Annotated in this window: 14 protein-coding genes; 6 read left to right on the top strand and 8 right to left on the bottom strand. The window is 61.9% G+C overall.

Annotation, left to right across the window (positions count from 1 at the left end):
• Positions 1 to 10 precede the first annotated feature (10 nt).
• Positions 11 to 331 carry a DUF5629 family protein gene (locus FHR27_RS07300; protein WP_179538186.1) on the bottom strand — a complete coding sequence of 107 codons (321 nt, stop codon included), beginning with the start codon at positions 329 to 331 and terminating at the stop codon, positions 11 to 13.
• Entirely contained in the window at positions 328 to 4,044 is a 3,717-nt protein-coding gene (metH, locus tag FHR27_RS07295; protein ID WP_156152660.1) for a methionine synthase, read from the bottom strand. Before metH ends, FHR27_RS07300 begins: the two co-directional genes overlap by 4 nt.
• A gap of 197 nt (positions 4,045 to 4,241) precedes the next feature.
• On the opposite strand from metH, the gene FHR27_RS07290 reads away from it, so the two are divergent.
• The 5 genes from FHR27_RS07290 to FHR27_RS07270 all read left to right on the top strand — a co-directional run bounded on the left by FHR27_RS07290 (position 4,242) and on the right by FHR27_RS07270 (position 10,599).
• Positions 4,242 to 6,521: a fatty acid cis/trans isomerase gene (locus tag FHR27_RS07290; protein ID WP_179538185.1), complete on the top strand. Its 2,280-nt coding sequence runs from the start codon at positions 4,242 to 4,244 to the stop codon at positions 6,519 to 6,521.
• Between the two features lie 236 nt (positions 6,522 to 6,757).
• Positions 6,758 to 7,777, top strand: a complete 1,020-nt coding sequence (locus tag FHR27_RS07285) for an acyltransferase family protein (protein WP_179538184.1) — start codon at positions 6,758 to 6,760, stop codon at positions 7,775 to 7,777.
• 71 nt (positions 7,778 to 7,848) lie between these two features.
• Positions 7,849 to 8,433 (top strand): Fe-S biogenesis protein NfuA, encoded by a 585-nt coding sequence (gene nfuA / locus FHR27_RS07280; protein ID WP_042552611.1) that lies wholly within the window; start codon positions 7,849 to 7,851, stop codon positions 8,431 to 8,433.
• Between the two features lie 202 nt (positions 8,434 to 8,635).
• Positions 8,636 to 9,637, top strand: a complete 1,002-nt coding sequence (locus FHR27_RS07275) for a response regulator (RefSeq protein ID WP_179538183.1) — start codon at positions 8,636 to 8,638, stop codon at positions 9,635 to 9,637.
• A 5-nt stretch (positions 9,638 to 9,642) separates the two neighbouring features.
• Entirely contained in the window at positions 9,643 to 10,599 is a 957-nt protein-coding gene (locus tag FHR27_RS07270) for a GGDEF domain-containing protein (protein ID WP_179538182.1), read from the top strand.
• A gap of 49 nt (positions 10,600 to 10,648) precedes the next feature.
• Here the strand turns inward: FHR27_RS07270 and FHR27_RS07265 are convergent, their stop codons facing one another.
• The 6 genes from FHR27_RS07265 to FHR27_RS07240 form a co-directional block, all read right to left on the bottom strand.
• On the bottom strand, positions 10,649 to 11,158 hold the full coding sequence (locus FHR27_RS07265; protein ID WP_179538181.1) for an HPP family protein: 510 nt from the start codon (positions 11,156 to 11,158) through the stop codon (positions 10,649 to 10,651).
• Between the two features lie 15 nt (positions 11,159 to 11,173).
• Positions 11,174 to 11,422 carry a DUF1272 domain-containing protein gene (locus tag FHR27_RS07260; protein ID WP_179538180.1) on the bottom strand — a complete coding sequence of 83 codons (249 nt, stop codon included), beginning with the start codon at positions 11,420 to 11,422 and terminating at the stop codon, positions 11,174 to 11,176.
• The gene (locus FHR27_RS07255; RefSeq protein ID WP_179538179.1) at positions 11,415 to 12,425 is read right to left on the bottom strand and encodes a GlxA family transcriptional regulator; all 1,011 of its coding nucleotides are present in this window, start codon (positions 12,423 to 12,425) and stop codon (positions 11,415 to 11,417) included. The genes FHR27_RS07260 and FHR27_RS07255 overlap by 8 nt, the downstream gene beginning before the upstream one ends.
• 93 nt (positions 12,426 to 12,518) lie before the next feature.
• A complete protein-coding gene (locus FHR27_RS07250; protein WP_179538178.1) occupies positions 12,519 to 13,544 on the bottom strand; it encodes a DNA topoisomerase IB in 1,026 nt (341 codons plus the stop codon).
• A gap of 294 nt (positions 13,545 to 13,838) precedes the next feature.
• Positions 13,839 to 14,108, bottom strand: coding sequence for a hypothetical protein (locus FHR27_RS07245; RefSeq protein ID WP_042552618.1), 270 nt, complete (start codon positions 14,106 to 14,108; stop codon positions 13,839 to 13,841).
• A gap of 344 nt (positions 14,109 to 14,452) precedes the next feature.
• Positions 14,453 to 15,532, bottom strand: coding sequence for a hypothetical protein (locus tag FHR27_RS07240; protein ID WP_042552619.1), 1,080 nt, complete (start codon positions 15,530 to 15,532; stop codon positions 14,453 to 14,455).
• A 129-nt stretch (positions 15,533 to 15,661) separates the two neighbouring features.
• Between FHR27_RS07240 and FHR27_RS07235 the strand changes: the two genes are divergently transcribed.
• The gene (locus tag FHR27_RS07235; protein WP_042552620.1) at positions 15,662 to 15,970 is read left to right on the top strand and encodes a PepSY domain-containing protein; all 309 of its coding nucleotides are present in this window, start codon (positions 15,662 to 15,664) and stop codon (positions 15,968 to 15,970) included.
• The last annotated feature ends 26 nt before the right edge of the window (positions 15,971 to 15,996 follow it).

Raw genomic sequence — 15,996 nt, 5'->3', positions numbered from 1 at the left:
GGGTGGGCTGCTACTCGTCGTCGCTGCTGGCTGCGGTCGCGGCAAAACAGCGGAGCTGATGATCACCCAGCGTCCAGCTGTCATTGGCAGAGCGATACTCGGCCTCCATCACTGCGTTATAGCTGAACTGCCAGCGTTTGCGCTCACGACCGTCCTGCACCTCGATGGTCAGGACGGTGGCTTCGCTGGCGAACGGCTGATCGGCTTCGGCGGCAGCCTCGGCCTGGTCGAGCAACCCGTCGTCGAGCTGGAAGTCGAAGACATGCAGGCCGTCGATCTCCAGCATGTCGGCGGTTTCCAGCTGGTCGAGCAGGTAAGGTTGATCACTCATTCGTCGTATCCCAGGTTGGGTGCCAGCCAGCGTTCGCTGACGGTAATGTCCTGATTCTTGCGCTCGCTGTACTGCTCGATCTGGTCCTTGTCGACCTTGCCGACGGCAAAGTACTGGGCCTCCGGGTGGGCGAAGTACCAACCGCTGACAGCCGCTGCAGGGAACATGGCGTAGTGCTCGGTGAGGAACACGCCGCTGCGGCCCGCCTTGTGGTAGTCGGCCTCCGGGTCGAGCAGGTTGAACAGGGTTCGTTTCTCGGTGTGATCCGGGCAAGCCGGGTAACCGGGGGCAGGGCGGATGCCCTTGTAGGCTTCCTTGATCAGATCGTCGTTGCTCAGGTGCTCATCCGGCTGATAGCCCCAGTGCTCCCTGCGCACGCATTCGTGCAGCCATTCGGCGCAGGCTTCGGCGAGGCGGTCGGCCAGCGCCTTGACCATGATCGAGTTGTAATCGTCGCCGTTGGCCTCGTAGGCCTTGGCCACTTCCTCGGCACCGATGCCCGCGGTGGTGATGAAGCCGCCGACGTAGTCGCTGATGCCGCTGTCCTTCGGCGCGACGAAGTCGGCCAGGGACAGGTTCGGCTTGCCGTCGGGCTTGATGGTCTGTTGGCGCAGGTGGTGCAGGGTGGCAAGCGGCTGGCCGTCGTCGCCATAGACTTCGATGTCGTCGTCGCGTACCTGGTTGGCCGGCCAGAAGCCGAATACGGCGCGGGCCTTGATCAGCTTCTCGTCGATCAGCTTCCTGAGAATCACCTTGGCGTCATTGAACAGGCTGGTGGCCGCTTCGCCGACCACCTCGTCGGTGAGGATGCGCGGGTACTTGCCGGCCAGGTCCCAGGAAATGAAGAAAGGCGTCCAGTCGATGTACTCGGCCAGCACGTTGAGGTCGATGTCATCGAGCACCTTCACGCCGGTAAAGCTCGGCTTCGGCGCGGTGTAACCGGCCCAGTCGAACGTTGGCTTGTTGGCGATGGCCTTGTCGTAACTCAGGCGCTCGGTGCGCGAGGCACGGGCCGAGGTGCGTTCGCGCACCACCACGTAATCGTCGCGAGTGCGCTGCACGAAGTCGGGCTTGAGTTCCTTGGACAGCAACTGAGTCGCCACGCCCACGGCGCGTGAGGCGTCGGTGACGTAGACGACCGCATCGTTGCTGTACTGCGGGTCGATCTTCACCGCGGTGTGCGCTTTCGAGGTAGTTGCGCCGCCGATCATCAGGGGCAGGGTGAAGCCCTGGCGCTGCATTTCCTTGGCGACGTGCACCATTTCGTCCAGCGACGGGGTGATCAGGCCGGACAGGCCGATGATGTCGCACTTCTCGGCGATGGCGGTCTGCAGGATCTTCTCTGCCGGCACCATCACGCCAAGGTCGACGATGTCGTAGCCGTTGCAGCCGAGCACCACGCCGACGATGTTCTTGCCGATGTCATGCACGTCGCCCTTTACCGTGGCCATGAGAATCTTGCCCTTGGCTTCCGGCTTGTCGCCTTTCTCGGCTTCGATGAAGGGAATCAGGTGGGCGACGGCCTGTTTCATCACGCGGGCGGACTTCACCACCTGGGGCAGGAACATCTTGCCCGAGCCGAACAGGTCGCCAACGATGTTCATGCCGCTCATCAGCGGCCCTTCGATGACTTCGATCGGCCGCGTGCATTGCTGACGGCACTCCTCGGTGTCTTCGACGATGAACGCGGTGATGCCCTTGACCAGGGCGTGTTCCAGGCGCTTGTCGACCGGCAGCGAACGCCACTCTTCGTTCTCGACTTCCTTGGTCGCGCCACCGCCCCGGTAGTTGTCGGCGATCGCCAGCAGCGCATCGGTGCCCCCTGGGGTGCGGTTGAGCACCACGTCTTCGACCTTGTCGCGCAGCTCTTTGGGAATCTCGTCGTAGATCTCCAGCTGGCCGGCGTTGACGATGCCCATGGTCAGGCCATTCTGGATGGCGTAGTAGAGGAACACCGAGTGGATCGCTTCGCGCACCGGGTTGTTGCCACGGAACGAGAACGACACGTTGGATACCCCGCCCGAACTCAGTGCGTAGGGCAGGTTGTCGCGAATGAAGGCGCAGGCTTCGATGAAGTCCACGGCGTAGTTGTTGTGCTCCTCGATGCCGGTGGCGACCGCGAAGATGTTCGGGTCGAAGATGATGTCTTCCGGCGGGAAGCCCACGTCGTTGACCAGAATGTCGTAGCTGCGCTGGCAGATCTCGCGCTTGCGGGCGGCGGTGTCGGCCTGGCCGACCTCGTCGAAGGCCATCACCACGACGGCAGCGCCATAACGCTTGCACAGCTTGGCGTGGTGCTTGAACTGCTCTACGCCTTCCTTCATGGATATCGAGTTGACGATGCCCTTGCCCTGGATGCACTTCAAGCCTGCCTCGATCACTTCCCACTTGGAAGAGTCGATCATGATCGGCACGCGGGAAATGTCCGGCTCGCCGGCGATCAGGTTGAGGAACCTGACCATGGCCGCCTTGGAGTCGAGCATGCCCTCGTCCATGTTGATGTCGATCACCTGGGCGCCGGCTTCCACCTGCTGCAGGGCGACTTCCAGTGCCTCGGTGTAATTCTCTTCACGGATCAGCCGGGCGAACTTGGCCGAACCGGTGATGTTGGTGCGCTCGCCGACGTTCACGAACAGCGACTTGCGGTCGATGGTGAACGGCTCCAGGCCGGACAGACGGCAGGCCTTCGGAATATCCGGGATCGGCCGCGGCGGGTACTTGGCGACCGCCTCGGCAATGGCCTGGATATGCCCAGGCGTGGTGCCGCAGCAACCACCGATGATATTGAGGAAGCCGCTGGCGGCGAACTCTTCGACCACCGCGGCCATTTCCGCGGGGGTCTCGTCGTATTCACCGAACGCGTTGGGCAGACCGGCGTTGGGGTGCGCGGAAACGTGAGTACCAGCCTTGTTCGACAGTTCTTCCAGATAGGGCCGCAGGTCTGCGGCGCCGAGGGCGCAGTTGAGGCCCACGGAAATCGGCTTGGCGTGGGCGACCGAGTTCCAAAACGCCTCGGTGGTCTGCCCGGACAGCGTGCGGCCGGAGGCGTCGGTAATGGTGCCGGAGATCATGATCGGCAGCTCGACGCCATCCTCGTCGAACACCTGTTGTACGGCGAAGATCGCCGCCTTGGCATTGAGGGTGTCGAAGATGGTCTCGATCAGGATCAGGTCGGCGCCGCCCGCGATCAGGCCGCGGGTGGCCTCGGTGTAGTTGTCCACCAACTCGTCGAAGGTGACGTTGCGGTAGCCCGGATCGTTGACGTCCGGAGAGATCGAGCAGGTGCGGCTGGTAGGGCCCAGTACGCCGGCGACGAAACGCGGGCGATCCGGGGTTTCCAGGGTCTTGGCATCGGCCACCTCGCGGGCCACCCGGGCTCCGGCCAGGTTCAGCTCATAGGCCAGCGACTCCATGCCGTAGTCGGCCTGGGACACCTGGGTGGCGTTGAAGGTGTTGGTTTCGAGGATGTCCGCGCCGGCATCCAGGTAGGCCTTCTCGATGGCCGCGATGATCTGCGGCTGGCTGAGCAGCAGCAGGTCGTTGTTGCCCTTGACGTCGCTCGGCCAGTCGGCGAAGCGCTCGCCGCGGTAATCGGCTTCTTCCAGCTTGTAGCTCTGGATCATGGTGCCCATGCCGCCGTCGAGAATCAGGATGCGATTCTTGAGGGCTTGCTGAAGTGCTTGAAAGCGGGCGTTACGATCTGACAAGGGCATGGAAAAGGCTCTGAACGGGAGGCTACGACAAGACCGCAGATGATAACAAACCTTGGCGGATTTTCTGCGCTGCGCGGTTGTGCATGAAATATGCTCATGTTCGCGGGGGCGGACCTGCCATTTTCGCTCGATGCAGGCATAGCGATAGCACAAGCGAGACGGCTAGAATGGCCGGCTATTTTTTTGGATTTGCGACCATGCGCTACCGGCTGCTGTTGAGTGTTTGTCTTGCCTTGATCAGCCCGTTGGCGGTGGCGCAGTCGGTTTCTTATACCCGGGACGTCCAGCCGATCTTCACCCAGAACTGCGTGGCCTGTCATGCCTGTTACGACGCGCCGTGCCAGCTCAACCTGGGCAGTGGCGAGGGCGTCGAGCGCGGTGCCAGCAAGGCCACCGTTTATGACGGCACGCGCACCAAGACCCAGGCCACCACACGGCTGTTCATGGACGCCCACGGTGAGCCGGCCTGGCGCCGCAAGGATTTCCACTCGGTACTCGAACAGCAGGGCGGCCAGGCTGCGTTGATGGCGCGCATGCTCGAGCTCGGGCATGCTACGCCTTTACCCGCCAACAGCAAGCTGCCCAAGGACCTGGCCATTGGCATCGACCGGGAAAACCAGTGTCCGTTGCCCGGCGAGTTCGAGGCGTTCGCGGCCAAGAACCCAATGGCCGGCATGCCGTTCGCGGTCACCGGCCTGACCGCGCAGGACTACCAAACGGTGCAGCGCTGGCTGGAGCAGGGCGCGCCGCTCGACGAGCAGGCATTGCAACCCAGTGCAGGCGAAGCGCGGCAGATCGCCGAGTGGGAGCGTTTTCTCAACGCCCCGGGTGACGAGCAGGGCCTGGTCAGCCGCTGGCTGTATGAGCATCTGTTTCTCGCGCACCTGCATTTCAAAGGTGGCGAGCCCGGGCACTTCTTCCAGCTGGTGCGTTCGCGCACGCCCAGCGGCCAGCCGGTGGACATCATCGCCACCCGACGTCCCAATGACGATCCCGGTACCACCGTCCATTACCGCCTGATGCCGATCCAGGGCGTGATCGTCCACAAGACTCACATCACCTACCCGCTGAGCGCCGAGAAGCTGGCCCGGGTCAAATCGCTGTTTTTCGGTAGCGACTGGCAGGTGGGCGTGGTGCCGGGCTACGGGGTGCAGCGCCGCTCCAACCCGTTCGAAACCTTCGAGGCGATTCCGGCTCAGGCGCGTTATCAGTTCATGCTCGATAACGCCGAATACTTCGTGCGCACCTTCATCCGCGGGCCGGTATGCCGTGGGCAGATCGCTACCGACGTGATTCGCGACAACTTCTGGGTGGTCTTCCAGGACCCGCAGCATGATCTGTACATCACCGACCCAGCTTATCGGGGCGAGACGACACCGTTGCTGTCCATGCCTGGCCAGCTCGACCAGATCGGCGACCTGCTGGGCCTGTGGCGCGCCTACCGCAACAAGCGCAACGATTACGAGGCCCTGCGCACCTCCGGCTATGCCGAGGCGCCTGCGCCTGACTGGTCACACATCTGGCGCGGCAACGACAACGCGCTGCTGTCGATCTTCCGTCAGCACGACAGCGCCTCGGTTCGCAAAGGGCTGGTCGGTGAAATTCCGCAGACCCTGTGGTGGATGGATTACCCGCTGCTCGAGCGTACCTACTACCAACTGGTGGTGAATTTCGATGTATTCGGCAATGTCTCGCATCAGGCGCAGACTCGCCTGTACTTCGACCTGATCCGCAACGGAGCGGAGCAGAATTTCCTGCGCCTAATGCCAGCCGACGCGCGCTCCGGGCTGTTCAGCGACTGGTATCAGAAGAGCGGCAAGCTCAAGGCGTGGATGGATTACTACCCGCTGGACCGGAAAACCCCGAGTGGCCTGCCACTCTCCGGCGAGGATCCCAAGCGGCAGTTCGCCGAGCAGTTGCTGCAGCGATTCGCCGCCCTCAACGCACGGCCTGACCCGATCAATCGTTGTACCGGTCAGCACTGCCATCGCGATGGCCTGCCAGCCGACCTGCAGCAGGCGGAACAGGCACTGAGTCGCCTGGCCTCCAGGCCTGCCTCGCAACTCAAGGTGATCCACCAGTTGCCGGAAGCGACCTTGTTACGTGTCGAGGCTGGCAATGGTCGCCGTGAGGTCTACAGCCTGTTGCGCAACCGCGCGCACAGCAACGTGGCCTTCATGCTTGGCGAGGACCTGCGTTACCAGCCACGTCTGGACACCCTGACCCTCTATCCGGAGGTGATGACCAGCTACCCGAACTTCATGTTCTCGGTGCCGGCCAGTCAGGTGGCGGATTTCGTTGACGCTCTGGAGCAGGTCGACAATTCCGCCAGCTTCGACAAGGTGGTCGAGCGCTGGGGCATTCGTCGTACCCATCCGCAGTTCTGGCGGTATTTTCACGACCTGAGCGCGCATATCCGTGAGCACGACCCAGTGGAAGCCGGCGTGCTGGACATGAATCGCTACGAGAACCTCTGACCCCGTGCAGCGCTTGGCGCCGAGCGCTGCAATGCCTGTAAAGCACGGGCCGCATCGCCAGTGCCGTCGCCTCCAAGCTGCACCTGCGCAGCGTGGAATCCGGCGGGCAGCCATGGCCTGCCGGGCACCTAGGGGCATTTCTCTCGACCTTTCTCAAACCGCTGCGGTCGGACCTTGTGGTGGTCTGATTCCGGGCCACCCGTATCGGTTTCAACGAGAGGGAGAATGGCGGTTCTATGCTGATTTCAGTGCAGGCATTGCGGGCGTTGGCAGCCTGGGTAGTGGTCTTTCACCATGTCATGCAGGTGTTCTTCGATTTCAAGGCAGATAGCTTCATGGGCTATCTGTTCACCGACAAGGGAGCCGTCGGTGTCGATATCTTCTTCGTGATCAGCGGGCTGGTGATCTACCTCTCCACCCAGGGCAAGAGCATCACCCCCTGGCGCTTCATGCTCAACCGCGCGCTGCGTATCGTCCCGGCGTACTGGCTGTATTCGCTGATCGCCGCCCTGATCATCGCCTTCGCCAACCCGGTGATGCCGACCCAGGCATTCGATATGCAGCACCTGATGATGTCGCTGCTGTTCATCCCCGCAGAAAACCCCGCTGGTTTCGGTCTGTACCCCACGCTCAACGTCGGCTGGACACTGAACTACGAGATGTTCTTCTACCTGCTGTTCGCGCTGGCCTTCATGGTTCCAGAGCGCTTGCGCCTGCTGCTGATCACCAGCACCTTGCTGGTTTTCGGGCTACTGGCGACGCAGCCCTGGGTCAGCGATTTCTACCGCAACAGCATCGTCTACGAGTTTCTCTTCGGCGTGCTGCTGGGCATGGTCTACAACCGCGGCTGGATCCGCCAGGGCTTGTGGCTGCCACTGCTGCTCATCGCCGGCTCGCTGCTGGCCATCTATCACCTGGACAACACCATGCGCCTGTTGCACTGGGGCGTGCCGAGTGCGCTTATCGTCGCCGCCTGCATCGCCATGGAGCCCTGGTTCAAGGACAATCGCCTGCTGGCGCGAATGGGCGACTGCTCCTACTCGGTGTATCTGCTGCACGTGATCGTGCTCTCGCTGGGCTGGTACCTGCAGGCCAGCCTGGATCTCAATCCCTACGTGGTGATCGCCGCGTGCATGCCGCTGATCGCCCTGGCGTCCTGGGGCAGCTACGAGTTGATCGAAAAGCGCTTTTTCGTGCAGGCCAAGGTATGGATCGCCGAACGCACGGGCAGCGGCCGTGTTCAGGCGCTATCCTGAGTAAAATAGTAGGACTTTGTCCGGGGCCGCCATTTGGCGTACAATTCAGCACATGACCGTGAGGAGTTGCCATGAGCACTATTACCATTACCGATGCCGCCCATGATTACCTGGCAGACCTGCTGAACAAGCAGAATACTCCGGGAATCGGCATTCGCGTTTTCATCACCCAGCCCGGTACCCAGTACGCGGAAACCTGCATCGCCTACTGCAAGCCCGGTGAGCAGAAGCCGGAAGATCAGGCCATCGGCCTGGCCAGCTTCACCGCGTGGATCGACGCCGTCAGCGAGCCGTTTCTGGAAGACGCCGTGGTCGACTACGCCACCGATCGCATGGGTGGCCAGCTGACCATCAAGGCGCCAAATGCCAAGGTGCCGATGGTCAACGAAGACAGCCCGCTCAACGAGCGTATCAACTATTACCTGCAAACCGAGATCAATCCCGGTCTGGCCAGCCATGGCGGCCAGGTGACACTCATCGACGTGGTCGACGAAGGCATCGCCGTACTGCAGTTCGGTGGTGGTTGTCAGGGGTGCGGCCAGGCCGACCTGACCCTCAAGGAAGGTATCGAGAAGACCTTGCTCGAGCGCATTCCGCAGCTCAAGGGTGTGCGTGACGTGACCGATCACAGCAATCGCGAAAACGCGTACTACTGATCATCGGCTTGCTGCAAAAGGCGACTTCGGTCGCCTTGTCCGTTTTCAGGGTGCTACGGTTCACGAAAGCAGGATAAAAAAACAAAAGCGTAATGGCATTCTGCTATAGATTGTCAGGAACGCTCTAGGATGGCGCCATCGTTGTCGGCATTTCACCGCAGCGTAACAAGCCGGAACTGGCTCACCTTCTCGAGGCGTACCGATGCCGGAAGCATCTCTTCTCGTTTGCGACGATTCGAACATGGCACGCAAGCAACTGCTGCGCGCCTTGCCCGCGGATTGGCCGGTAACGGTCAGCCAGGCCAGCAATGGTGAGGAAGCCCTCGAGCAGCTTCGTGCGGCGCATTTCGATCTGTTGCTGCTCGACCTGACCATGCCGGTGCTCGACGGCTATGGCGTGCTGGCCGCGCTCAAGGCCGAAGGTCTTGCCCAGAAGGTCATCGTTGTCTCCGGTGACGTTCAGGAAGAAGCCGTGCGCCGGGTTCAGGAGCTCGGCGCGCTGGCCTTTCTGAAAAAACCTGCCGATCCCGAGTTGCTGCGCCAGACCCTCGACCGTCTGGGCTTCCTCAGCGCGCCCTCCGCGCCGGCCACGGCACCCGTGGCGGCGCTGGGAGAGCCCAAGGTATCGTTCCGCGACGCTTTCCGCGAAGTGGTCAACGTCGCCATGGGCCAGGCGGCAGCGCTGTTGGCGCGGGTACTGGGTGTGTTCGTGCAGTTGCCGATCCCCAACGTGAACATTCTCGAAGTCAGCGAGCTGCACATGGCGCTGGCCGATGCCCAGCGCGGCAATGGGCTGACTGCGGTGTGCCAGGGCTATATCGGTGGCGGCATCAGCGGTGAAGCCCTGCTCATCTTCCATGACTCGGAAGTAGGGGACATGGCCAGGCTGATGCAGTGGCAGCAGCAGAATTATTCGTCCATGGAAATGCTCCTGGACATGTCCAGCGTGATCATCGGCGCGTGCCTGAGCGGCATTGCCGAGCAGCTCGACGTGAGCTTCTCCCAGGGCCACCCGCAGGTGCTCGGTGAGCATGCCTCGATCGACGAACTGATCCGCCTCAACGGTCAGCGCTGGCGCAAGACCCTCGCCGTGGAAGTCAGTTACAGCATCGAAGGGCACAATATCCACTTCGACCTGCTGTTGCTGTTCACCGAGGACTCGGTGCCGCTGCTGACCAAAAAACTCGCCTACCTGATGGAATGACAGACATGGTCGCGAACATGGATTTCAACGAGTTCCACTGGCTGCTGGCGATCGTGCAGAGCATCGACGTCGGTGTGGTGGTGCTGGATCGCGACTACCGGGTCGAGGTATGGAACAGCTTCATGGAGAATCACTCCGGGCGTACCGCGCAGGATGCTGCCGAGCGCTCGTTCTTCGAACTGTTTCCCGAGGTCGAGGAAGGCTGGTTTCGCCGCAAGGTGGATAGCGTCGCCACCCTTGGCACGCCGGCTTTCACCATCTGGGAGCAGCGGCCTTATGTGGTGCGCTTCAAGAACTACCAGCCGATTACCGGCCTGGAAGATTTCATGTACCAGAACACCACCGTGCTGCCGCTGCAGGCCACCAACAGCAAGATCGAGCACCTGTGCCTGATCATCTATGACGTTACCAGCGTCGCGGTGAACAAGCGCCAGTTGCAGTCGATGAGCGATCAGTTCAAGCACCTGTCGCGTACCGACCGACTGACCGGCCTGAACAATCGCGGGCACTGGGAAGAAGAGCTCAAGCGCGAGCATGCCCGCCATCGTCGCTACGGCAGCAGTGCCTCGCTGGTGATCTTCGATATCGATCATTTCAAGAAGGTCAACGACACCTATGGCCACCAAGCAGGCGATGCGGTGATTCAGGGCCTGGCCAAGGTGGTCAGCGAGCAGATCCGCGATACCGACATTGCCGGGCGCTACGGTGGCGAGGAATTCGTGGTATTGCTGCCCGACGTCGACTGTGCAGGTGGGCGAGTCTTCGCCGAGCGCCTGCGTGGCGTGGTCGAGCATCTGCAGATCAGTCACGAGGGGCAGGTGATTCCCTTCACCATCAGCCTTGGCGTGGCAGACCTGAGCGAACCCAGCCACGACCACCTGCAACTGCTGCAGTGGGCCGATCAGGCGCTTTACACCTCCAAGCGCAACGGCCGTAACCAGGTGACCGTTTTCGGCGCCTGATGGCTCAACAACGCCATTGCCTGTGCAGCAATACGGGCAGCGGAGCGCATCACCAGTATTTGGGATATCGAGCTTCGCGACTGGCGTTGTTGTAGATCAATGCCACCAGAACCAGTAGCACGGCGCCACTTAGCGTCGGGTAGAGCAGGAAATCCCAGCCTGGCAGCGCAAGGAAGACGATTACCGGGTTGGAGCCAGCCGGTGGGTGCACGGTACGGGTCAGCATCATCAGTGCAATCGCGCTACCTACCGCCAGCGCTACGGCCCACCAGTGTGGCCCGCATAGGTGCAGAAAGACGAGGCCTGTTAATGTGCTCAGCAGGTGCCCGAATACCACGTTGCGTGGTTGCGAGAAGGGCACGTCCGGGAAGCCAAATACCAGCACGCACGACGCGCCAAAGGACCCCAACAGCAAGCTCAGGGTCAGTACGTCGCCGAGTCCGGCAATCACAGCGATTGCCAGCACACCACCCAGCCAGGCGATCAGCACTTGTCTCAGATTCGGGCGAAGGGGCAGGGTCGCGCCGTCGCCACGAAGCTTCTCCAATAACTTGAGCATCATATTCCTCATTGATCAGGCGGGTCGGGCACAGCCAGCGGGGTTGTAGACCCGCAACGTCGACGGCGGGTTGGCAGGCAGCTTCGCGGCCGGGCGGATCGGGCGGCGGACCAGTTCGCCCGAGCAGTTCGGGCAGTGGCCTTGCAAGTGGGTGTCGGCGCAATCGCTGCAGTAGGTGCATTCGAACGAGCAGATGCGCGCGTCGCAGGACTCGGGTGGCAGGTCGCGGTCGCAGCATTCGCAGTTGGGGCGCAGTTCAAGCATGGGATGTCTCCTGGCCGAAACGTTCGGCGTATTCCTGGGGGCTGATGGAAAGGTGCTTCTGAAAGACCCGGCGCAGGTTCTCCGGGTGGCCGAAGCCGGTAAGGCGTGCGACCGTCGCCACGGAGGCCTGGGCGTCCTGGAGCAGCGCGCGGGCGGCTTCCAGGCGAATGCGCTCCACGTAACGTGCCGGGCCGGTGCCCAGCTCCCTGGCGAAAACCCGGGAAAGAGTGCGTGGCGCCATCTTCGCTTCGCTGACCAGCGCCTCCAGTGACAGGTCTGCCCCCAGATTGGCGGGAATCCAGTCGAGCAGCTCGGCAAGCCGAGGCGTGCGGCTGGGTTCCGGGGCGAGCAGGGCGCTGAACTGCGCCTGGCCGCCAGGGCGGCGCAGGAACATCACCAGGCGGCGCGCTACGGCCAGTGCCATGCTGCGGCCAAGGTCGGCCTCCACCAGCGCCAGGGCCAGATCGATACCGGCCGTGACGCCGGCGGAGGTGAACAGATGGCCGTTGCCACCGGCGCCAGCGGGGTCGTAGGTGTGCAGGCAGTTGCTGTCGACGCGTAACTTATCGTGTTGGCGAAGGGCGTCTATATCCGCCCAGTGCGTGGTCACCCGTTGGCCGTCGAGCAGGCCGGTACGCGCCAGGATCAGTGCGCCCGAACAGACCGATCCCAGGCGGCGTATGCTGGGCTCGGCACCGCGCAGCCAGCTCAGCAGGGCCTGGTTTTCACATTGAACGGTTTCACCGATACCACCGGGAATCAGTAGGGTGTCCAGGCTGGCGGGGTCACAGTCGGCCCAGGCGGCGTCTGCCACCATGCGCATGCCAGAAGAGCTGCGCACCTGCCCAGCTTGCTCGGCGAGCATCAGCAAGCGGTAGGCATCGCCCAGCCCCTGGCGATTGCGCTCAACGTTGGCGGAGGCGAATACCTGCAAGGGGCCGACCACGTCGAGACTCATGAAGTCGGTGTAGACCAGTGCGGCGATGCATCTGCTTTCGTCCATGACAATCCCTCGGGGAACATGGACGCAGTGTGCGCGGGCGAGAGAGTGGCGGCAATGACATTATTCCCACATATCTCGCCACATTGAAGGGGCTCAGGGCACTGGGATCTTTTCCAGAAACCGCATCAGCAGGCTTTCCTCTGATCGCAGCCCCTTGCGCGCCGCAGCGAGGCGCAAATCGGCGAGCTCACCGCAGTGGAAGGCATCTATCAGGGCCGGGTGGATGTAGCATTTGCGGCACACCGCCGGCGTGTTGCGCAGCTCTTCGGCAACCTGCTTGACCATCGCCACCACGTGCTTCTTGGCCGAGCTCTCCGGCTGCCACTCCAGTTCACGCAACAGGGTCAGCGCCAGAGCGCTTCCCGCCCAGGTGCGGTAATCCTTGGCGGTGAAATCGGCACCCGTGAGCTCGCGCAGGTAGTTGTTGATGTCGGTCGATGTCACGGTATGGCGTTCGCCATTCGCGTCGAGGTACTGGAACAGATGCTGCCCCGGCAGCTCCAGGCAACGGCGGATGATGCGTGCCAGGCGCCGGTCACTGACCTCCACCTCGTGCTCGATGCCGCTCTTGCCGCGGAAGTGGAAACGTATGGCGCTACCCTGTACTTCGACGTGGCGGTTGCGCAGGGTCGTCAGGCCGTAAGAGCGGTTTTCCTTGGCGTAACGTACGTTGCCGATACGGATCAGCGTGTTGTCGAGCAAGGTAATGACCGTGGCCATGACCTTTTCCCGACCATGCTCGGGCAACATCAGGTGTTGCTCCACCGTCTGGCGCAGTTTCGGCAGTGCTTTGCCGAACAGCAGCAGATTGGCGTACTTGTCGGTGTCGCGCACTTCGCGCCAGCGGGGGTGATAACGGTATTGCTTGCGACCTCGCGCGTCGCGGCCGGTAGCCTGCAAGTGGCCCTTGGGATCCGGGCAGATCCATACGTCGACGTAGGCGGGCGGGATGGCCAGTGCATTGATGCGCGCGATCTGCTCGGCATCGCGGATGCGTTCACCGTCAGGCTCGAAGTAGCAGAACTTGCCGCGCAGTTTGCGCCGGGTGATCCCCGGGCCGCCGTCATCGACGTAGTGCAGGTCGTTGGGTAGCTCGGGGATCAACGACGAATCGCTCATCGACGGCCCTCCGCTGCGGCAACGGAGACGGTGGTGAGCGTGATGCCAACCAAGGGGAGGGCGACGCAATACGTCACCGGAAACCGCTGTACTTCATCGACGTAATGCATGCCGGCCAGCTCGTTGCGACGGATAAAGACTTAGCCAGCCGAACACGACAGGAAGTTCAGTCTTTTACCGATACGGTGAGTGGGGCGGATAACGCGGAAGGGGGATGTTTCAATCCAGAGACAAGTTGCCGCACCCGAAGTGCGGCAACTTTCATGGCAATAACGAAAGTCAGCGACTGGCGCTCTATTCCGGCATGCTCCACGGGGCGAGGTCGAAGCCTTTGCTGCTCAGCTCGTCACGGGACTTTTTCAGTGCCTTGGCCAGTTCTAGCGGATCGCTGTAAATGCTGCTGGTGAGTTGCGTACGATCGATCAGGCGAGTGCTGGTGCGGTCTACGACCGTAAGGCTCAGCACGCCGGTACCGTCCTGGGGAGCCCAGGCGACACAGTGAAAAGGTTGAAAGGCACGATCGGCAATCAGCAGTGCATCATTGAAACGCAGCGAAGCGTTCATGGGGTCGGTTCTCCGAGGTTTTCCCAATGATTCATAGTGTCAGCATCGTGTGTTAACGCTGACGTTCATAGCTGTTGATGTTTCGATGAGCCCTGCAAGTCACATCCGAATCAATTAATTTTTCAAAAAACCGAAAATTAAATTGTGAAGTTGACGAGCATCAAAGTTTTCAAGGGTTCCTGTACGTAGTTACGTACCGACCATTGAAACGACACCAACAGTTAATAGGAAAATAACCCGGGTATTCGGTTCCGTTTGGTTCCGTATTTTTTATCAACAACGGCAAGCGCTTAAGCGCAGCGGAAGATTTTCTGCCGGTTTTCCGGCGTCCATGCCGCTACCGCCTAGAGCGGCTGCAGTCGGTCTGCCAGGCTGCCGGTCTCGAGCAGTTCGAGAAATTCATCGCCCATGCGCTGACTTTCGTCCATTGCCAGGCGCCAGTAGCGCTCACGCCCGGCGTCATCGCCGAGAAAACGGCTGAAATCCTTGCGGTCCGGCAGCTTGCCGAAGGGCAGGCGCGCCAGGTATTCCCGCGATGGCGCCAGGAGCAGGACATCCTGCAGGCGTGTGGCGTCACCGCGACGCCAGGGCATGCCCTTGTCGAACCAGCCGGGAATGACGCGATCGGTGAAGTGCGGGTACAGCACGATGTCGTCACCGCTGTATGGCAGGTCCAGGTGATAGTCGAGCAGGCCGCCATCGCGATAGGTGCCTGGCCCAACACCAGGAATGTCGCGTACGCCCTGCATCACGAAGGGGATCGAGCCGGATGCCAGCAGGGCATGGCGCAGATTGCCGACATCGAGCGGCAGGCAGCGTGAAGGAAAATCGGTGAGCGGGTGCAGCGGTGGTGCCAGGCGCGCGTCGTGGAGAATCACCCGCTCGAAGTGGCGGGCCAGACGCGGGCGCCCGAGGATGTTGCTACCCATCACCGACGACAGACCCAGCCCTAGCGCGCGTCGGCCATCTTCGGCAAGCCGACCGTGGCTTTTCACCACCACGATATTGAGCCGGTAGTGGGCATTGTCGAGCACTGCAGCATCTTGCTGCTGCAGCAGTTCATCGAGCATCTGCGCACAGCGCCGGGACACTTCGAGCATGCTCACGCCCTTGGCGAAGCGCATGCCGGTGTACAGCTCGCCCAGGCGTCGCAAGGCCACCGCTGGCTCTGGCAGACACGCACTGGCGAAGCGCCAGGAGCCAATCGAGGCGCCGATCAGCGAGCGCTCCCGCGGGGCACGCGCCAGCCAGTCGCCGAACAGCGCGATATCCAGCCCCTGGATGCCCAGCGCCTTGGGGCCACCTGCGGCACCGGGCAGGGTGCCGACATCCGCTGGCTGCAGATGACGCTCGCGAATGCGCGCCAAGGCACGGCGGCCCGCTTTGAGGGTAAGGGCAGGGTACTTGATCTGAATGGCGCTCATGGGGGGCTCCGGCGGCAAGGCGCCAGTATAAGGCGTGCGGTGCCGGCCGGTCTGTGCAGCAATTCAGTTTGAGTTAAGTCGCTTCCCTTAATCTGAACACCGTCGAAACAGTTCACCAAGGAGTTAACCGTGAAGAAATTGACCGCATTGTTCGCCGCTGCCGCTCTAATCGCCACCGCCGGGATCGCCCAGGCCCGTGACCTGGGTCCGGACGAGGCACTCAAGCTGCGTGACGCCGGTACCATCCAGTCCTTCGAAAAACTCAATGAGGCTGCCCTTGCCGAGCATCCGGGCGGTAAACTGGAGGGCACCGAACTCGAGGAAGAATATGGTCGCTACCTCTATCAGGTAGAAGTGCGTGACGCCCAGAACCGCAAATGGGATGTCGAACTCGACGCGACCAATGGCACCATCCTCAAGAACCATCAGGATGATTGATGAAAGGCAATCCGCTTTTACGCTTC

This window comes from Pseudomonas flavescens, from assembly GCF_013408425.1.
In the GTDB taxonomy this organism is placed as follows: Bacteria; Pseudomonadota; Gammaproteobacteria; order Pseudomonadales; family Pseudomonadaceae; genus Aquipseudomonas; species Aquipseudomonas fulva_A.
The sequence above is the reverse complement of the archived record's forward strand: the minus strand, read 5'-3'. Positions and strand labels throughout refer to the sequence as shown.

Excerpts from the sequence above, each read along its gene's own strand:
- FHR27_RS07300 (WP_179538186.1), bottom strand. The coding sequence starts at position 331 with ATGAGTGATCAACCTTACCTGCTCGACCAGCTGGAAACCGCCGACATG.
- metH (WP_156152660.1), bottom strand. The coding sequence starts at position 4,044 with ATGCCCTTGTCAGATCGTAACGCCCGCTTTCAAGCACTTCAGCAAGCC.
- FHR27_RS07290 (WP_179538185.1), top strand. The coding sequence starts at position 4,242 with ATGCGCTACCGGCTGCTGTTGAGTGTTTGTCTTGCCTTGATCAGCCCG.
- FHR27_RS07285 (WP_179538184.1), top strand. The coding sequence starts at position 6,758 with ATGCTGATTTCAGTGCAGGCATTGCGGGCGTTGGCAGCCTGGGTAGTG.
- nfuA (WP_042552611.1), top strand. The coding sequence starts at position 7,849 with ATGAGCACTATTACCATTACCGATGCCGCCCATGATTACCTGGCAGAC.
- FHR27_RS07275 (WP_179538183.1), top strand. The coding sequence starts at position 8,636 with ATGCCGGAAGCATCTCTTCTCGTTTGCGACGATTCGAACATGGCACGC.
- FHR27_RS07270 (WP_179538182.1), top strand. The coding sequence starts at position 9,643 with ATGGTCGCGAACATGGATTTCAACGAGTTCCACTGGCTGCTGGCGATC.
- FHR27_RS07265 (WP_179538181.1), bottom strand. The coding sequence starts at position 11,158 with ATGCTCAAGTTATTGGAGAAGCTTCGTGGCGACGGCGCGACCCTGCCC.
- FHR27_RS07260 (WP_179538180.1), bottom strand. The coding sequence starts at position 11,422 with ATGCTTGAACTGCGCCCCAACTGCGAATGCTGCGACCGCGACCTGCCA.
- FHR27_RS07255 (WP_179538179.1), bottom strand. The coding sequence starts at position 12,425 with ATGGACGAAAGCAGATGCATCGCCGCACTGGTCTACACCGACTTCATG.
- FHR27_RS07250 (WP_179538178.1), bottom strand. The coding sequence starts at position 13,544 with ATGAGCGATTCGTCGTTGATCCCCGAGCTACCCAACGACCTGCACTAC.
- FHR27_RS07245 (WP_042552618.1), bottom strand. The coding sequence starts at position 14,108 with ATGAACGCTTCGCTGCGTTTCAATGATGCACTGCTGATTGCCGATCGT.
- FHR27_RS07240 (WP_042552619.1), bottom strand. The coding sequence starts at position 15,532 with ATGAGCGCCATTCAGATCAAGTACCCTGCCCTTACCCTCAAAGCGGGC.